Below are 18,592 nucleotides of genomic sequence, written 5' to 3'. Positions count from 1 at the left end.
GATATTGATTATTGCTGAATTAAAATCGCAGATAGTTTATCGACACTGAACTATCGTTAAATTCAAATTCGATAAAACATCTAATATATACCAGTTGTAAATTAATTTGTGCTGGGTTAACGCTCTGAACAATAACTGCGAACGAAAAACCGGAATATTGTCACAAATTTTAAAAAGATGAGATTTTTCACTTATTACTAAACTTAAAAAATGGAACCTTGCTTTTAATTGAGTACTAGTAAGTTTGATAACTTTTTTATCAGAAAGTTACATCCATGAAACCACTGGAACAGTTAAAATTGAAAAGAACTCTAAGCTTGCCGATCCTGTAAGTATGACCATGCACAATTCCGTTGAATTCCAAGACGCTTTTGATGTCATAGTCGTCGGTGCAGGTCACTCCGGTTGCGAAGCAGCTCTCGCCTCTGCACGCCTCGGTTGTCGTACCCTGCTATTGACGCTCAACTTGGATAAAATCGCTTGGCAACCTTGTAACCCAGCAGTAGGTGGCCCGGCTAAATCTCAGTTGACTCATGAGGTAGATGCACTCGGCGGGGAAATTGGTAAAGTAGCAGACCGCACCTACTTGCAAAAACGTATCCTCAACTCTTCACGGGGGCCTGCTGTTTGGGCATTACGCGCCCAGACAGACAAGCGCGAATATGCAGCGGTGATGAAAAATGTTGTTGAGAATCAAGAAAACTTGACAATCCGCGAAAGTATGGCAACAGATTTGGTGCTGGGCGCTAACAATGAAGTCATCGGCGTTGAAACATATTTTGGTGTAGGATTCCAATGTAAAGCACTCATCTTGACAACCGGCACCTTCCTGGGAGGCAAAATTTGGGTTGGTAACAAATCAATGCCAGCCGGACGCGCTGGGGAATTTGCGGCTGAAGGATTGACACAAACCCTAAATCGCTTGGGATTTGAAACCGGCAGACTTAAAACTGGAACTCCGGCGCGGGTAGATAAGCGATCGGTAGATTATAGTAAAATGCTCATCCAGCCAGGAGATGAAGATGTGCGCTGGTTTAGCTTTGACCCAGATGTGTGGATAGAACGGGAACAGATGCCTTGCTACATCACCCGCACAACCGCCGAAACCCATCGCCTGATTCAAGAAAATTTGCACCTGTCGCCAGTTTATGGTGGTTGGGTAGAAGCCAAAGGGCCGCGCTATTGTCCTAGTATCGAAGATAAGATTGTCCGGTTTGCCGATAAAGAAAGCCACCAAATCTTTATTGAACCAGAAGGAAGGGATATACCCGAACTTTATATTCAAGGGTTTTCTACAGGGTTGCCAGAAAATTTGCAACTGCAAATGTTGCGGACTCTCCCTGGTTTGGAAAAATGTGTGATGCTGCGTCCCGCTTATGCAGTGGAATATGACTATTTACCAGCAACTCAGTGTTACCCCACACTAATGACTAAAAAGATTGCGGGGCTGTTTTGTGCTGGGCAGATTAACGGCACCACAGGTTATGAAGAAGCTGCTGCTCAAGGGCTGGTGGCGGGAATTAATGCCGCTCGATTTGTTCGCTCTCAAGAAATGATTGTCTTTGCCCGCGAGCAAAGTTACATTGGAACGCTAGTTGATGACCTGTGTACAAAAGACCTACGGGAACCTTATCGGATGCTTACAAGTAGGTCAGAGTACCGATTGCTATTGCGTTCTGACAATGCCGACCAACGTCTGACACCCTTGGGAAGGGAGATTGGTTTAATTGACGATCGCCGCTGGGATATGTTTACCCAAAAACAGGGTAATATCACCACAGAAAAACAAAGACTGCAAGCCACACGAGTTAAAGAACATGATGAAATTGGAATAGCGATCGCATCTGATACCCAACAAGCAATTAAAGGTTCGATTACCCTCAACGACTTGTTGCGGCGTCCAGGATTACATTACGTCGATCTCGACAGGTTCGGACTGGGAAACCCCAACCTCAACCGGGCCGAGAAAGAAGGCGCAGAAATTGACATCAAGTATTCTGGCTATCTCGCAAGGCAACAAAATCAAATTGACCAAATTGCCCGCCAAGCGCACCGCCAGTTACCTGGGGATTTAGACTACACAACAATTGATACTCTTTCTAAAGAGGCACGGGAAAAGCTGACTCACATAAAACCACTTACCCTTGGTCAAGCTGCACGTATAGGTGGTGTCAACCCAGCGGATATTAACGCCTTATTATTATATCTAGAATTGCGTAGAAGCAAGAGCCAGTCAGAGTTTCCAGCGTTAGCTTAACACAAGCTTGATAAAGACTGAGTATAGTAGTAGGGAGAGAGATTGGTATGATAGATGACATAAAGATTAGTAGTGGCATCATCAACAATCCCCAGATGCAAGTTGAGTTTAATACCAACACTCAATCAACTTATCTCAATTAGATGGGGGATTGGATGTTTCATTATTCAGGAGGCAGGAGGCAGGAGTAACCCACGCACAACTGCATAGGATTGGCGAAAGACCGGAGGCAAAGCGGCTCCTCTGTTTGTTTATCGCCCGATACATCTCAATACAATTCTTCTTTTTAAACAGGGTAATTACCCAAATCTGAAGTTTTTATTCATACTTATTTACTTCAGTAATAACTGCCCTCGACCTACTGCCTCCTCTGATAATCCTAATTTTCAGGCAGTCTCAATGAAACAAGTTTCACCACCAAGTATGAAAGAGGGACTGGGGACTGGAAACTGGGAACTGGTATTTTTACTCAGCACTCAGCACTCAGCACTCAGCACTTTCAAGTCAGTAGAAGTGGCGTTTCCTCGTCCAAGCAACAACCCAGAACGTCTATGTTACAAGAAGCCAGCACCCGTCTCATAGTACCAGAACCATCAGAAGACTTAATCACCAACGAGCCTTGGTCGATAGAAAACTATGCTGATGGCCTAATGGATGAACTCTTTGCCGATATCGACTACATTCTGGATGCTAGTGGTAATCTGCCTTCTCAAACTGTTAGGCACAGTAGTCAGAACAGATCGAGCCACTCTGTTGCTGGAGTTTCCGCCCAAGCTCAACGCCAATCGCCTCCAGAATACGTGCCTCTGCAAACAGTTATGATACCACAGATTACTCTGAACCAAGGAGTACAGTCAGTTGCTCAAGATCGGCACAAGCAATTGAGTACCGTTGTATTTGACACCTCTACTGTTAAACCAGTTAGTAGAAAGCGTCAAAAAACTAGTTCGGTTTTGGGCAAACTGCTGATTGTAGGAACAACTTTAGGCGTGGCGATCGCTAGTACGATCTACTTGGTGCAGTCTGGAGTCGTATATCTTTTAAATAACAAATTGCCTGAGTCAGCGCTTCTATTGCCGCAATCGCAGTCACGGTTGCCCGTAAAAACAGAAATTGAGGCAGAGTTAGTTGACTATATGCTCCAATCGCTGGCTGTTATAGATAAGCAAGGAGCAAAAAGCAATCAAAAATCTTTCAATCCAGGATTCTCCAGTCAGGCAAATACTAACCAAATAGCCTTTGGTCGCCAGCAAGCAACTGGTAATCTACCAGCACTTCCACTTCTAGCTAATAATACACCACCTGCCCCTAATCGTTCTGGAAGCGTTGTTGAGCGCATCTATGTCCCCGTTTATCAAGCGCCGTCACCAATGCGCTACGCCCTTCCAGCCATTCCGGGGACTCCCACACTTTTACCACAAGTTGCCAGCGCGTTACGGGTATCTCAACCTAATGTTGTCAAAACTGCCCTGAATACAGTGCGACAAGCTGCCAAGCCTGTAACTGTCAATATGTTAGCTGCGGCTGTACGAGCCGAACTAAAACCGGTGGCAGCCAAAACTGCACCCATTACCGTGCGCCAAACACCCAAACCTCTGCCTGCATTACCAGTAGTTCCATTGCGTGCTGCACTCGCACCAGAGTCAGAACCAACTATTACCCAAGAACAAGTATATCCGGCAACGGCGATCGCAGTTGCTCCGAGTAATACCTTAGAGGGATTGCTAGAGTTGGGCAACAAATCTGCCGCTTTGTTTAAAATTGATGGCGTGACTCGCCGCATCAATATGGGTGAAAGTATCGGCTCAAGCGGTTGGACACTAGTAGATGTCAGTAATGGCGAAGCAGTCGTCCGACGTAACGGCGAAGTGCGATCGATTTATGCAGGACAGAAACTATAAATTTTTTAACTCACTATCTGATTGAGGGGAGTTTAAAGATTAAACTCATCTATTACCATTAACAGTACTGCGACCAGCAATAATTGATTGAAATAATTTGATTGCGTCAAATATTCCTCTGTTAGTTCTCTGCCTTTATCTGCACTGTTAGGATTGCCTGCTGATATGTAGCCTGACTAATGCGATCGCGCCTTAATAGTTTTAATATTATCAGCTTTATTGATAGCAAGATCGCTTTTACCTCCAACATACTCTAGTAACTATTGAGCGAAGATTAATTTTTTGAGAATTTGCCGATTGATTTCAGTAACTTTGATACTTTCAATGCCAAGTTGTGTAAATACTGTTGATAAATCTTTATTAAAATAAGTTTCAACTAAATCATCTAGTAATCATATAGTTTTGTCCTTTTAAAAAGGATTTGCATAACTCTTCACCCAAGAATGGTTTTCCTCAAAATGGACATCTAAAATTGGGTAACTTCCTGGCTTAATATCAAATTTAATTGGGTTGATTTCCTTTGATAGCTTAAGAGTTACACATTCGCTACACTGCTATTAACCCAAGATGTTTAGGCGTAGTCTGTCGTAGACATCGCTCTGTCGGTAAGAAAAATTAAATATTTATTATAAATAGCTGAAAATTTTGTCTAATTATCTCATAAAGCAGCGAAATACCACAACCTTTAATCAATATAAGCAGAAAATCAGGTTTGTGGTGAAGAATTGGAAGACAGTATTGAATTTCCCTACCTAAAGATAGTTCACAGAAATAAATTTCAATGTTAGAACTACTATAATTTATGTTTATTATAGTTCCATTATGGTGACTATATGAAAACCTACATCGTGTATACGTCTTCCTTAAGCAAGATATATTTAGCTAAAAAAGTTAGTTTGCTAATTGATGTAATCCTCAAACCTTAACAACATGAAACAACCTAACTATTTTCAAAATAATTCTAAAAACTCTTTAAGAGAAAAGTATCATCTTTACAAAGGCGAAAAGCTGAACTGGCTTCAAGTAACTCTTCGGCTTGAAAGGTCAATTATCTCTATTATTCTTCCTTGGGTAATTTTTTGTACTATATATGGTACTTTCATATCATTTTTAGCTCATTTAGGATTACCAATAGCATTTTCAGATTCTAGCAATATTCTTACCAATGCTGTTTTAAGCTTTAATATTGGCTTTACATTACTATTAGTCTTTCGGACGAATACAGCCCATGATAGATTTTGGGAAGGTCGTCAACTATGGGGAGCTTTAGTTAATACATCGCGTAACTTAACTCGTGGAATTGCGATAATAGTTAAAGAGAAGACACCACAAGATAAATTAGAAAAAGAAGCAATGCTTCGGTTAGTGACTGCTTTTGCAGTTGCAATGAAGTTACATCTTAGATCGGGGCCTTTAGACACTCAGTTGGCATCATTAATGTCTGAAAAACAATATTTATACCTCCAAGATAGCGATCATCCTCCACTACAAATTGCTTATTGGATAGGAGATTACTTGCAGTATCAGCATGACCGAAATTGCCTAAATGTCTATCAACTAACTACTTTACATAATTGTGTAAATGAGTTAGTAGATATTTTAGGCGGTTGCGAACGTATTTTAAAAACGCCATTGCCTTTGATATATACTATTAAATTAAGACAACTGTTATTAATTTTTTGTCTTATATTACCTTTGGAAATTGTGAGCTTTTTAAATTGGTGGACTGGGATAGTAATGGCTTTTGTCAGTTTTACATTATTAAGTATTGAACAAATTGGTTCAGAAATTGAAGAACCTTTTGGCTTTGATCCTAATGACTTACCTTTAAATACTATTTGCAATACAATCTCAAACAATGTTGAAGAATTAATCAGGCTTACTTCTAACAATGTTCGTTCTTATTAAATCCATAAATAAGTTTTATCAGTCAAGTTTTGATGAGAAAGGAGAGGTTTTTCCTTTATTAAACATAGAAAATACTTGGTTGAAAAATATAATAGTTTAATAAATAGTTCGCCAAGCTTTTACCGTCCCTTTACCAATTTCGCTATCAACAGTTTGACCTCCTTCTAAAACTAGTCTGATATCTAAATTCTCATCTGGAGCATTTTTCAAAGCAGTGGCTAATTCTGGACTGACAGCAAATGTGCCGGTTGAACCGTCTAATTGAAAAACTTTTTCTCTGACCTTGAGCAAAAGCTTATCGACTTTTTTAGTCGTGACAAATCTTAGATAGTCAGGTCTGGGATACACACGACCTGCGGTGTAGAAAGAAGACATTGCTTGACCCGAATTTACTGTTACGAGTACTCGAATGCTCGAAGGTGTCCACAAACTAATAACTTGCGTTGAACCCCCACGGTACAAATAGCCACCTAAAGAATTGCGGTCGAAAACTCCAACCAACTCCCCTTCAAAAGGGTCAACAATTCTTACGGCTTTAGACCAAGGCACATCCATATCGGGGGACAGTCCAGCCGATTTGACCATTGGCAAATCGTTTGATGCTTGAGCAAGAATAGCTATTTCTTGAACAGTGAAAGCAGCACAATGTTGAGGGGAAATTACAGCCAAGCTAGCCCCAAAAAGAAGAACTGGAATCGTTTGCGGTAACTTCATCATAAATCAGGGTATAATCTTCAAATACTTCTTAGTGCAAAACAGTTTGCCTCACTTCAACTGGTTCACCCGTCAAACTAAAAGGTCGAACTTCGGTAATTTTTACCTTTACTAACTGCCCTTTGAGTTCTTTGATGTTGCCGCTAAAAAAGGTCAAACGATTACCGCCAGTGCGTCCCATCACCTGGGTTGAATCTTTAGGATTTTGGTCTTCTACTAAAACTTCTTCAATGCGTCCAAAGTAACGTTGCGATCGCTCTGCTACTTTTAAGTTTCCCAGATGATTGAGCCGTTGCAGGCGATCGCTTTTAATTTCTTCACTCAGTTGATTGTCCCACAAAGCGGCTGGTGTCCCCGGACGCGGCGAATATGCTGCTGTATTCAACATATCAAAGCCAATATCTTCCACCAGTTTCAGGGTATTTTCAAACTGTGCTTCTGTTTCCCCAGGAAAACCGACAATTACATCGGCACTAATCGAGGCATCTGGCATATACCGCCGAATGGTATCGATAATCCGGCGATATTTCTCATGGGTATAACCCCGCGCCATCGCCTTTAAAAGTTCGTTATCCCCAGATTGAAAGGGAATGTGGAAGTGTTCGCACACCTTGGGTAACTCAGCACAAGCCTGAATTAATCTTTCAGTAAAATAACGGGGATGGCTAGTAGCAAATCTTAACCTTTCAATTCCCGGTACATCATGTACGTAATAAAGCAAATCTGTAAAGTTGTGCAGATGCCGACCTTCTGGTGTGACTCCAGGTAAATCTCTGCCGTAAGCATCAATATTTTGACCGAGTAGAGTAATTTCTTTGTAACCTTGCCGTCCTAATTCTGCCATTTCAGCCCGGATAGCTGACGGCGTGCGAGATTGTTCGACACCGCGCACATTGGGAACTACGCAATAAGTGCAGCGTTCGTTACAGCCGTAAATCACATTTACCCAAGCGGTCACTGTACTATCTCGTCGCGGCTGGGTGATATCTTCAATAATGTGAACTGCTTCGGTTGCAACAACTTGGTTGCCTTCAAATACTGACTCCAGCAAATCTTTCAGACGGTTGGCGTGTTGTGGGCCCATTACCAAGTCTAATTCTGGCACTCGCCGCAACAGCGCTTCTCCTTCTTGCTGGGCAACACAACCAGCGACAATGAGGGTTAAATCAGGTTGCTCGTGTTTGCGCTTTGCTTGTCTGCCAAGATAGGAATATACCTTTTGTTCAGCATTATCCCGAATTGTACAGGTATTGTAGAGAATCACATCTGCATGATTCGGATCTTCACACCACTCAAAGCCCATGTCTTCCAAAACGCCAGCCATGCGCTCTGAGTCAGCTTTATTCATCTGACAACCGAAAGTAGTAATGTGATATTGGCGTTTAGAAGTGGTCATGGGCAATTATGCTGAATCAGCGTAATGTATGTCAGGTTTATTTCTATTCTATAACGCTCTTAACCGGCTTCAGGAGTGCTGAGTACCTTGGCTCAGATTCCTTTTAATATTTCAATATAAAAACCTCAAAAAGTTACAAGCTGCAAGCATTAGCGGTGATGAAATTCAACTTCTGTTTCCAGAATTTTAATATCATAGTTGCCAAAAAAATCGTGCCCTAGTAGCCCGATGCTTGCTTTTGGTGCGATCGCTACTTGAAGATTATTGGCTGTAACTCCACCTACTGCAATAGATTTTACCTTACTGGTTGAGAATTTTACTTCACTACCATCAGCAATTTGGGCTTGCATTGTACCTGTAGCCTGGAGGTTAAGTGTATTCGCCATATCTTGAGTGATAATGGTTCCACTAGCACCTGTATCTACAATCATTTCAAAGGTTTTTTTGTCGTTGAAGGTGACATCAATCACAGGAGTTCCACCAAAACGGCGTTTGATTGAGACTCGAAAAACTCTATTGTCTGAAGGTGCAGCTATGATATTGCCACAAATTCTTCCCAATCCAACGGTTTTACCAGAGGAAGTTATCATGTAACACGCTCCTGGATCGTCTGCTGTTGCCCGATGAGAGAATGCTAAAAATATCAGCGTCGGCATTAGTGCAATTGCAGCTAGATTAACGGTTGTAATCCAACGCCTCCAAGCATTCTTCATGTTATACCGCGCTCCATTTTTTTTGACTACTCTTAATATCTAAACTCATCATGGTGGCTGTAAAACATGGTGTTAAAAGAACAGGCTTTTAATATAAAAACTTAAATTATATCTATCTAAAATAGACATTTATAACCACTTTTTTAGTTTTTAATTAGCTAATTTTTTATATATGTATCTCAAAAATATAAAATCGCATCTTACTCAATACATCTTACATAGAATTACTGATTGGAAAATTAAAGATTAGGTAAAGACATGATGAAACTACTTAGAGCAGATTCAATCTGACATACTAATAAGTTGGATAAGATAAATTTGTTAGCTTACTCAAAGGTTGCTGCTGTATTTACAGCAGTTGCGATCGCATTTTTAACGGCGATATCTTTTTGTTCTAGAATGATATTTTCACTATCAGTACGCGAAGCAACTACACCGCAAATAGCTGCTGCGACAAAATTATAGACTCCTGCCATTTTGAATAGTGTGCCGCATTCCATCTCGTAATTCAAGATATTCAAGTGCCGATATTCTTCTGTGATGCCATGCAGCGATCGCATTAAATTTGGATTGGCTGAATCAGTGCGTTCTTGTCCTTCGTAAAAAGTATCAACTGATGCCGTAATTCCGATGTAATGTTCAACCTTTAATTCTCGTGCGGCTTTAACTAAAGCAACTGTAAGAAAAGGATCGGCTGCGGCTGGATATTCCACAGGTGCAATGTCATTCGCTGCACCTTGGCGGCATAATGCTGCACTGCTAATAACAACGCTACCGACTGGTATATAAGATTGAATGGAACCGCAAGTTCCAATGCGAATAATTTGCCGGATTCCTACTTGTACCAACTCATTGACAACAATACTTAATGAAGGCGCACCCATACCACTTGTAGCTGATAAGATGCTGCGACCATTAGATAAGTATCCAACATAGCTATTGAGTCCGCGATTTTCTGACAACACGCGGACATCTTGTAAATAAGTTTGGGCAATTAGGTGCGATCGCTCTGGATCGCCAGATAATAGAGCCATATTAGGAGCCGATGAACCTAAATCATCTTGCCCAAAGCCAATGTGATAGAAACGTTTATTTGCCATTCAATGCTACTCACACACTTATTGTTGGCTCCTACAAATAAAAAGCCAAAAATTGCTCTCGATAGGTTGGGCGATCGCTAGATTATTAGGACTTATGCAATTAACTTATCATGCATGAACCAACAAGTATTGACCATTACCAAGAATTTCACCATCACAACCGTCAAAATACACAATGCACAAGAGTAAATAAAGTCTCCACATCCGGCAGAACTTGCCATAGTTCATGCCATAATTTAAATCTTTGACTTTAGCTTGGTTCTGGTCAAAACTCATCAACCAATTTATCAGAGTCTTTGAGTAGTTAGCGCCATTTAAATACCATTGATTAATAGTTTTCAGGTCTGTATTAATCTTTGGGATGACATCATAACTCCATACCCGCATGTTTGGAAAAACATATTTGTCGATAAAAGGATGGGTTATATTATAAGGTAATCTGGTTGTGATTATGTGAATTAACACCTTGCCATCATCTTTGAGGAGAGAAGCCAGTTTTTGAAATGATTTCGTTAAATTCCCTACATGTTCAAACAGGCCAATCGCCATAACTTTATCAAACTTATTCTCAAAATCAATATCATTAAAGTCCTTTTCATATAGAGTGAATCTATCTGAACTGAGGTAACTGGTAGGGTCTCGCATTTTTTTCCGCATATATTCGCATTGCCCGTGGCTCAAATTAAGAGCCGTTACTTTTACATGCGGAAACCGGGAAAGAATGTAATTTGATGCAGAACCCCAACCGCATCCCAAATCTAAGATTTCATCTCCGTCTTCGATGCCTGCTTTTGCGATCAAATCATCGAGCATCTGCATTTGAGCTTGCTCAAGGTTAGATGCTCCTTTTTCCCATAAAGCCATTGTGTATTTGGGATATAAAAGTTCTGTCTCTTTTAACATTAGACTGAACATTTCTTCGGGTAGGTTGTATTGAATCTTCATTAGTTCGTGTGACCCTTCTGCAAGGCGATCGCTTTCTTGCAACAGCCATTCATAGGGAACTAAAAGAGAAGGAAAATATTTGTAGCTGATTTGCATGGAGAGATTTAAAAGGGATTTAAGCAGAGTATCGGGGATTTTTAGCCCATTGATATAAGCCTCTGCTCCTGCCATTACGATTGCATTGAATGCAGCGATCGCTGTGCGGTTAGCTTGGTAAGCAATTCGGTTTTTGTTATTCACATCTACTAAAAGAGTATGTCTTTGGATTTTGTCTGTAATGCTGGAAGTCATGTATACATTACCTTAGATTTTTAGTTATATTAAATTTATGACAAAACTAAATAATCGTCTTTTACCATTTCGGTCGACGCTAAATTCAAAACTCCCATAAAATCAAGGATTTATCACTCCCTGATTCTACTTAAAATGGTAAAATACGAGAAATAAAATTGAGAGTCAGAAAATCAATTTATGTATTAAAAATTAATATTTTTTTATGAACTTTAATAAGAACATAAAGCTCCCTTAATTAATAGTGTTTATCTTCAGGTTGCAAAAATATTTGATAAATTGCATTTAAATTTTTAACACCATTGGGAACACTATATTTTCCCTGGTAATGAACTCAGACTATTATCCAAAGTCCTACTTTACCTAAAATCTCCTCCTTCCCATATCTGAAGTTGTCTTTCAGCCGCAACTATGCAATTGAGATATTTAGGTGGATAGAGAAAATGGTCATAAGCTAATGCCATCTGTCTAGCAGCTTCAGTGTATGGCACTCGTCCTATTCCCGTACCCAATCCAGGACAGGCAATGGTGTTAATTTTTTGCCTAGCGTGTTGATTATGGTGGCGAACTGCCAGCAGCATCGCCCACATCGCAATATAAGGAATATCTGTCCCAGCAATAATCATGGGAACTCGCATAGTCGGTGTATGAGCCAAAAAAGGATGTTTGTGATGGCCTGTTTCCACAATCATTGATGTTCCCACAGGCTGTTCGCCCAAATAATCCTCAAGAATGCGCTGCTGGACTCTTGCCATTAAGGAAGGGCCGAAAAAACGGATAATTGCCGCATCTATGCCACCATCCATCATTCCAAAAGAGTTAGCAGGGCTGACCATACAATCAAAATCTGGCAACCACTCGAAATAGTTATTCACTATTTCTACATTGGGTAAGTAATTAAAATGTTCTTCAAAGGCTGCACACAACAAAGAGTCGGGAGCTACCAATATCAATTTCAAGCTTTCATTTCCTCCGCTTGAATATCTATTTTAAACGTCAGCTAGGGCAAATATCAACTGTCTGACTTTTCGCGTCAGCTAGAAAGGCCCACGAAAAACCTAACCCCCTAACCCCCAACTCGTCGCGGGAAGGGGGAAAATTCAAAGTCTCTCTCCTTTTAGGAGAGAGAAATAGAAGTGAGGTTTTTCAGATATCGTAAAAAGTCAGAACTGTTTGTCTGTATTATCAGCCTTGTCTTTTATTTATACTACATATATAATACAAAAAATATCACCACTCAGTTGGTGACTGTTTGTCGCTTGAACAAAAGGAAATTTTATGATTCCCCGAACACGCATCCGAAATATTGGTATCTCTGCCCACATCGACTCTGGTAAAACTACGCTGTCAGAGCGAATTCTCTTCTACACGGGCAGAATCCACGCTATTGAGGAAGTGCGGGGAGGCGGTAAGGGTGCAACGATGGATTTTATGCCAGAGGAAAAACTACATGGTATAACCATCACTTCTGCTGCTACCACCTGCTAGTGGCACGATACGCAAATCAACCTGATTGATACACCTGGACACGTAGATTTCACAATTGAAGTGGAACGCGCCCTGCGGGTATTGGATGGGGCAGTGATGGTGCTGTGTGCTGTGGCGGGCGTGCAGTCCCAGTCCATTACGGTGGATCGGCAAATGAAGCGCTACCGAGTGCCGCGTTTGGCGTTCATCAACAAAATGGATCGGACGGGAGCAGATCCATTTCGTGTAGTACAGGGAATACGCGATCGCTTGCAACTCAATGCAATGTTGATCCAGTATCCTATCGGCAGTGAAGACCAATTCCAGGGAGTGATTGACCTGGTAGAAATGACTGCTGACTACTTTGAGGGTGAAAACGGGGAAAATCACGTCAAAAATTCGATTCCCGAAGCTCTTAGGGATGAGGCGCAACAGGCACGGGAGAAGTTGCTAGATACTTTGTCGCTGTTCTCAGAACCGATGACGGAGATGCTACTGGCGGGTGAGGAAATTCCCAAAGCATTCATTTGGGAAACCATTCGACAGGCAACCTTGAGTCTAGAATTCACGCCTGTACTGCTGGGTTCGGCATTCAAAAATAAAGGAGTACAAAACTTATTGGATGCAGTTACGCTTTATCTACCATCTCCTATAGATAGAGAAGTGGTCAAAACCGCAGAGTCGGTGAGTGTCTACCCTAACCCCGATGCTTCTTTGATAGCATTGGCATTTAAACTCACTGTCGAATCCTTTGGGCAGTTGACCTATACCCGGATTTACTCTGGGACGCTCAAACCCGGCGATACCGTCTACAACTCGCGGACTGAACAGCGAGTGCAAATCGGTCGCTTGGTGAGAATGCACGCCAATAAGCGAGAAGAGGTAAAAGTTGCCGTTGCTGGGGATATTGTGGCTCTGTTGGGTGTAGATTGTGCTTCTGGTGATACATTCTGTTCTGGAGAACCACTGGTATCTCTAGAGAAGATGTTTGTACCGGAACCAGTAATTACGCTGGCAATTACGCCCAAGAAACAGGAAGATAGCGATCGCCTTTCCAAAGCACTCAATCGCTTTCAAAGGGAAGACCCCACCTTCCGGTTGAGTATCGACCCCGAATCAGGATCAACTCTGATTTCTGGGATGGGCGAACTCCACTTGGAAATCTATCTCGAACGCATTCAACGAGAATATAATGCCGAGGTTTACGTTGGTAATCCTGCCGTGGCGTACCGGGAAACCATTAGGCAACAAGCTACTTTTGACTACCGATTCAAGAAACAGTCAGGCGGCCCCGGTCAGTACGCCCATATTACTGGATGGATTGAACCCACAGATCAGCCGTTTGTCTTTGAGAATCGAGTGGCTGGGGGTGCGATTCCCAAAGAATATATCCCGGCGTGTGAGAAAGGTTTCCGTGAGGCGATGCAATCAGGACAGCTGGAAGGCTATCCGGTAACTGGGGTGAAAGTCGTTCTGGATGGTGGTTCTTATCACCCAATTGACTCTTCAGAATTGGCTTTCCGGTCAGCTTCCCATCAAGCAATTGAAGGTGCGATCGCTAATGCAAAACCCTACATCCTGGAACCCATCATGCTTGTTGAGGTGGAAACACCCAACGAGTTTATGGGAAGGGTTCAGGGTGACTTATCCTCCCGTCGAGGTTTGTTGTTGGGTTCCGAGACAATGCAGGGATACACGGTGATTCGGGCAGAAGTAGCGCTGGCGCGAATGTTTGGGTATTCTACAGAATTGCGATCGCTCACTTCTGGCATGGCTACTTTTTCAATGGAGTTTGCCTGCTATCGGCAGTCCTGAACCAACATTAGCAATTAGTATCTCCAGCTTGTCCGATCAAAAAGACAAGCTGGAGCTTAATTAAATCATTTAATCAGAGAAAGCCGTAGGGCCCAGCAGTAAATACCGTTCGGTTAAGGAATTTCTTTGTTGAAGCAGGCTGTTCTTGAGCAAGGGAAGAAAAGAAGCTGTTCTTGAGAGAAGAATTACTGAACAATGACCCTCTTTTCTCCCCTGCCTCTCATCTACCCCTGCTTCCCCTGCTTACCTCAACGCAGAAATTCCTTAACAAAACGGTATTGCCCCAACTGGGGAGAGCATCAACAACGCCGTTGTTCCCAGGTCTAATTATTCAATCACGTCTTTATCATCAGTTTTTAGCGCCTTAAGAGGGTGTTTGAAAAGTTTTGAGGGGTCAAATTTTATGCTAATCGCTTCACCACTATCCTGCATAATCTTCTTGTGCGGTCGGGTCTTAATGCTTAATTTTATAGACTTAAATTTCTGCCAATAGAGAGATGTTTATTTAATACTAAATTCTTCTTTACTAGGTATCCTTGCAATAAAGGGATTTTTGCAATTGTATAAAAATTTGTACTTCGCTAAGTCCTCAGTAATTTATCATAATCTAAATAAGTATATCCAAGGGAAGAAATAATCTTAATGCAGATTTTTAGCAATTGATTTTTATCATAAATACTGTTAGCCTTATGATTTACAACTTATAACAATTTTGTGCAGATTAATTAGAAAATAATATATATGAGACAAAATTTATTGTTTTATAAAAAAGTCTATGGTATAGCCTTAATTTTGTAGTATAAAAAAATAATTAAAATGGTAAAATCAGAAATAGTTGAGCGTATAGTAAAAGAAAGAATTGAATGGATTGATTGTTGGAAAGGTCTTGCCATAATTACAGTTGTTGTAGGACATATAGTCAACCCGATATCGAAATATATTTACTGGTTTCATATGCCGCTTTTTTTCTTTATCAGTGGATATCTCTATAAAGAAAAAACTGACTACTATACTTTTTTTAAGAAAAAAATATTTCATCTTCTAGTACCCTATTTTTCATTTCTTTTTTTATTTACTCTATTTCAGTATTTACCATTGATAATTGACAGTTGGCAGCAAAAAAAATTATTGCCGATAGATCAAATTATCATATATACATTGATGATAATTTGGAAACAATTATATGGTGGGGCAAATCTGGTGCTTTGGTTTGGTGTATTTTGGTTTGTAACTTGTTTATTTCTTACGCAGCAGGTATATAACCCGATCTATATAAAGTTTGGCTCTAATAATTGGCTGATGATAAAAATTATTCTTGGCTGTTATTGTTTAGCAATGATTAATTATTACTTCCTTAAAAATGTTATTTTCCCTTGGAATATTAATGTAGTTGCAATGGCACTTCCATTTTATTGGTTAGGACACATGGCAGCTAAATCATTATTAATTAATTCGAGGACATTAATATTAGTAATAATAATATTTCTGTCTGCATTTTTACTAGATAATAGGTCTTTGCTATATTTCAATTTTAATATGAAAAATACTACCTATAGTGTATTAGTTTTTAATGTAATCATAGCTTTGTCTGGTATTATTATTACACAGCAATTGGCGATACTACTTCATAATAAGTCTTACATAGGAAATGCCCTACGCGAACTTGGTAGTGCTTCTATGCTCATTATGTATTTGCATCAACCAATACAAATAACTATTAAAAATTACCCAATATTTGCATCTCCAGGAATTAGGGTAATAGGTGCATTATTGATTTCATATATTATCTACAAACTTATCATCAATTATTCAATTATGCGTAAGCTTTTCTTGGGTGATTTTTCAACTTATGCAGTAGTGGAAACTATCAAGAACTCAAAAGTATAAATTTGCACCCAATACTTTTCGGTTGTGGACACCGCCAGCACTGCGGTGTAAAGCCTACGCCAAAAGTGTGGTAACAGGTTCATTGTTATAGCTGGGGACTGGGGACTGGGGACTAGGGACTGGGGACTGGGGACTAAGGACTGGGTGAAAAGTCTTTTTGTGTTTAGGTTCGATCGTCTGTTGATGTCCTAACACTACTGGCGACGGCTATAAATGCGCGATCGCTCTTAGTAAAACGTGCCATCCTATTTACAGGTGCTAATAACCAAGCAGCCCAAGCAGTTTATCAACAAATTGGCTTTTTGCCTACTGGCGAGAAGTATAGCTTAGTCTTATTTGAAGTAATGAGTAATAAGTAATAAGTAATGGGTATTACTCATTACTCATTACTCATTTATTTTTTCTGGATTTGCTGGAATTGATTTTGTAGTCTCTACTGAATTGATTGTAATACTTGAACTATGAGCCAGTATCGTTTCAAACAGTCATTTTCTGCCGATCCCAGCTTAAGCGATAAGCTTTTTGACTTGATGGAAGTCACATTTCCCGGACTCAGCAGTTTAGCAGAATGTGCAAGAAAACTAGGTGCATCCTGGGAAACAGCTTCAACTCCCTTTATTCGCTTTCATGATGATATAGCTATTACCCATGTGGGAGTGTTAGAAATTCCCATGCAAATTATGGGACAAAGGCTCACTGTCAGAGGAGTTCATGGAGTAGCTACCCGTGCAGAATTTCGCCGGAGAGGGTATTACCGGGAAGTGATGCAGGAAGTGCTAGGGTATTGCGATCGCGATCGCCTTTATGAAACCCTGGTACTGACGACACCACAACCAGAGTTGTACTTACCTTTTGGCTTTCGTGTTGTCGAAGAACACATCTTCAAAATTAAGTGTAACTCCACAAGTAGCACTGATAGCTTCAGAATACTGGATTTTACCAATACTAAAGATTACACATTGCTACACAGACTTTTGGAAACACGCATTCCTGTCTCTAATATAGTTGGCGTAGTCAACGAAAAACCTGTGTTCTGTGTCAATGAAGGAAGTCGTCCCTTATATTATGCAGAAGATTTAGATTTAATCGCCTGTATGGAGATAGAAGATAACCGACTTCATCTTTTCGATTTAGTGACAACGCAGATATGTTCTTTGAAGAATATTCTTAGTAAGATACCTCAACCCATTGAAGAAGTAGTGATTTACTTTAGTCCAGAACTTCTGGATGTCAAAGATGTGCAAGCATTCACCCATACATTTGATGAAACCGTGCTGATGGTTCGTGGTAAATTTGCAGCAGAAGGCGAGAAATTTATGCTGCCGCGTTCTGCAAGGTGTTGAGTTACTCAAAAACAATTAAATCATAATAGAACTGAGAGTTTCATCATCAGGATTGCTTTATGATGTATCAAACTGACCCGCCGCGATCGCCAAAAGATGTATTGCCAACCATGTACGATCTTCCTAGTGAAGACCCAGAGGAGCCTGGTTTGCCCGATCAGTTTCATTTATTGCAACCTCGTCTGTTAGACGAAACCTTTCGTCCACCAAATTATCCAAGCGACGAGATATTTGTTGCTAGCGATCTGAATCTTTATTACGATCCGCGCCGTCCACTATGGTATAAGCGACCAGATTGGTTTGCCGTTTTAGGTGTTTCCCGCCTCTATGAACAACGAGATTTACGTTTAAGTTATGTCCTTTGGCAAGAGGGAGTTCAGCCTTTTATTGTGGTTGAATTGCTGTCTCCAGGTACTGAAAAGGAAGACTTAGGGCAAACATTGCGGGATATCAAGCAACCACCAGCAAAGTGGGAAGTATATGAGCAGATTTTGCGTGTGCCTTATTATATAGTATTCGATCGCTACAAATATGAGTTAAGGGTATTTAAGTTAGACGGTGGTCGTTATGCTGAAATCACACTGTCAGAGTCGCGCTTCTGGATACCAGAACTAGAATTAGGCTTGGGTGTTTGGCAGGGACGCTATCAAGATGTAGAACAGCCTTGGTTACGGTGGTATGATTGGACAGGCTGCTGGGTATTGACTTCTACAGAACAAGAAAGTCAAAGGGCTGAACAAGAAAGTCAACGGGCTGAACAGCAAAGTCAACGGGCTGAACAAGAAAGACAACGGGCTGAACGGTTGATTGCACAATTGCGATCGCTAGGTGTTGAACCCGATTTAGATTAGCTTT

13 protein-coding genes and 1 pseudogene are annotated in these 18,592 nt (G+C 40.8%); 8 read left to right on the top strand and 6 right to left on the bottom strand.

All coding sequences use genetic code 11. The features are described from left to right. The first annotated feature begins 334 nt into the window (after nucleotides 1-334). The 4 genes from mnmG (at nucleotide 335) to RM049_RS03580 (ending at nucleotide 6,066) form a co-directional block, all read left to right on the top strand. A complete protein-coding gene (mnmG, locus tag RM049_RS03595) occupies nucleotides 335-2,257 on the top strand; it encodes a tRNA uridine-5-carboxymethylaminomethyl(34) synthesis enzyme MnmG (protein ID WP_322703203.1) in 1,923 nt (640 codons plus the stop codon). A gap of 399 nt (nucleotides 2,258-2,656) precedes the next feature. Then, the gene (locus RM049_RS03590) at nucleotides 2,657-2,839 is read left to right on the top strand and encodes a hypothetical protein (protein ID WP_322673737.1); all 183 of its coding nucleotides are present in this window, start codon (nucleotides 2,657-2,659) and stop codon (nucleotides 2,837-2,839) included. Beyond that, complete coding sequence (locus RM049_RS03585; RefSeq protein ID WP_322673736.1) at nucleotides 2,809-4,158, top strand: hypothetical protein; 1,350 nt, start codon at nucleotides 2,809-2,811, stop codon at nucleotides 4,156-4,158. Before RM049_RS03590 ends, RM049_RS03585 begins: the two co-directional genes overlap by 31 nt. 930 nt (nucleotides 4,159-5,088) lie before the next feature. Beyond that, the gene (locus tag RM049_RS03580) at nucleotides 5,089-6,066 is read left to right on the top strand and encodes a bestrophin family protein (protein WP_322673734.1); all 978 of its coding nucleotides are present in this window, start codon (nucleotides 5,089-5,091) and stop codon (nucleotides 6,064-6,066) included. Between the two features lie 96 nt (nucleotides 6,067-6,162). Here the strand turns inward: RM049_RS03580 and RM049_RS03575 are convergent, their stop codons facing one another. The 6 genes from RM049_RS03575 to RM049_RS03550 form a co-directional block, all read right to left on the bottom strand. Then, a complete protein-coding gene (locus tag RM049_RS03575) occupies nucleotides 6,163-6,783 on the bottom strand; it encodes a hypothetical protein (protein ID WP_322703178.1) in 621 nt (206 codons plus the stop codon). 28 nt (nucleotides 6,784-6,811) lie between these two features. After that, on the bottom strand, nucleotides 6,812-8,176 hold the full coding sequence (miaB, locus tag RM049_RS03570) for a tRNA (N6-isopentenyl adenosine(37)-C2)-methylthiotransferase MiaB (RefSeq protein WP_322703177.1): 1,365 nt from the start codon (nucleotides 8,174-8,176) through the stop codon (nucleotides 6,812-6,814). 149 nt (nucleotides 8,177-8,325) lie between these two features. Beyond that, nucleotides 8,326-8,889, bottom strand: a complete 564-nt coding sequence (locus RM049_RS03565) for a retropepsin-like aspartic protease (protein ID WP_322685092.1) — start codon at nucleotides 8,887-8,889, stop codon at nucleotides 8,326-8,328. Nucleotides 8,890-9,215: 326 nt separating this feature from the next. Then, entirely contained in the window at nucleotides 9,216-9,989 is a 774-nt protein-coding gene (locus RM049_RS03560; RefSeq protein WP_322703176.1) for a nucleoside phosphorylase, read from the bottom strand. A 108-nt stretch (nucleotides 9,990-10,097) separates the two neighbouring features. Next, the gene (locus RM049_RS03555; protein WP_322703175.1) at nucleotides 10,098-11,225 is read right to left on the bottom strand and encodes an SAM-dependent methyltransferase; all 1,128 of its coding nucleotides are present in this window, start codon (nucleotides 11,223-11,225) and stop codon (nucleotides 10,098-10,100) included. 359 nt (nucleotides 11,226-11,584) lie between these two features. Beyond that, nucleotides 11,585-12,184, bottom strand: a complete 600-nt coding sequence (locus tag RM049_RS03550; protein WP_322703174.1) for a macro domain-containing protein — start codon at nucleotides 12,182-12,184, stop codon at nucleotides 11,585-11,587. Nucleotides 12,185-12,503: 319 nt separating this feature from the next. On the opposite strand from RM049_RS03550, the pseudogene fusA reads away from it, so the two are divergent. The 4 genes and pseudogenes from fusA to RM049_RS03530 all read left to right on the top strand — a co-directional run bounded on the left by fusA (nucleotide 12,504) and on the right by RM049_RS03530 (nucleotide 18,588). After that, a pseudogene (gene fusA / locus RM049_RS03545) lies at nucleotides 12,504-14,507 on the top strand (elongation factor G). A gap of 816 nt (nucleotides 14,508-15,323) precedes the next feature. Further along, nucleotides 15,324-16,394: an acyltransferase family protein gene (locus tag RM049_RS03540; RefSeq protein WP_322703173.1), complete on the top strand. Its 1,071-nt coding sequence runs from the start codon at nucleotides 15,324-15,326 to the stop codon at nucleotides 16,392-16,394. A gap of 461 nt (nucleotides 16,395-16,855) precedes the next feature. Continuing rightward, entirely contained in the window at nucleotides 16,856-17,737 is an 882-nt protein-coding gene (locus RM049_RS03535; protein ID WP_322703172.1) for a GNAT family N-acetyltransferase, read from the top strand. 62 nt (nucleotides 17,738-17,799) lie between these two features. Continuing rightward, nucleotides 17,800-18,588 carry a Uma2 family endonuclease gene (locus tag RM049_RS03530; RefSeq protein WP_322703202.1) on the top strand — a complete coding sequence of 263 codons (789 nt, stop codon included), beginning with the start codon at nucleotides 17,800-17,802 and terminating at the stop codon, nucleotides 18,586-18,588. Nucleotides 18,589-18,592: the final 4 nt, after the last annotated feature.

Source organism: Nostoc sp. DedQUE04, assembly GCF_034530995.1.
Lineage (GTDB): Bacteria > Cyanobacteriota > Cyanobacteriia > Cyanobacteriales > Nostocaceae > Nostoc.
Note: the sequence above shows the minus strand (reverse complement) of the source record. Positions and strands in the feature narration are given on the sequence as shown.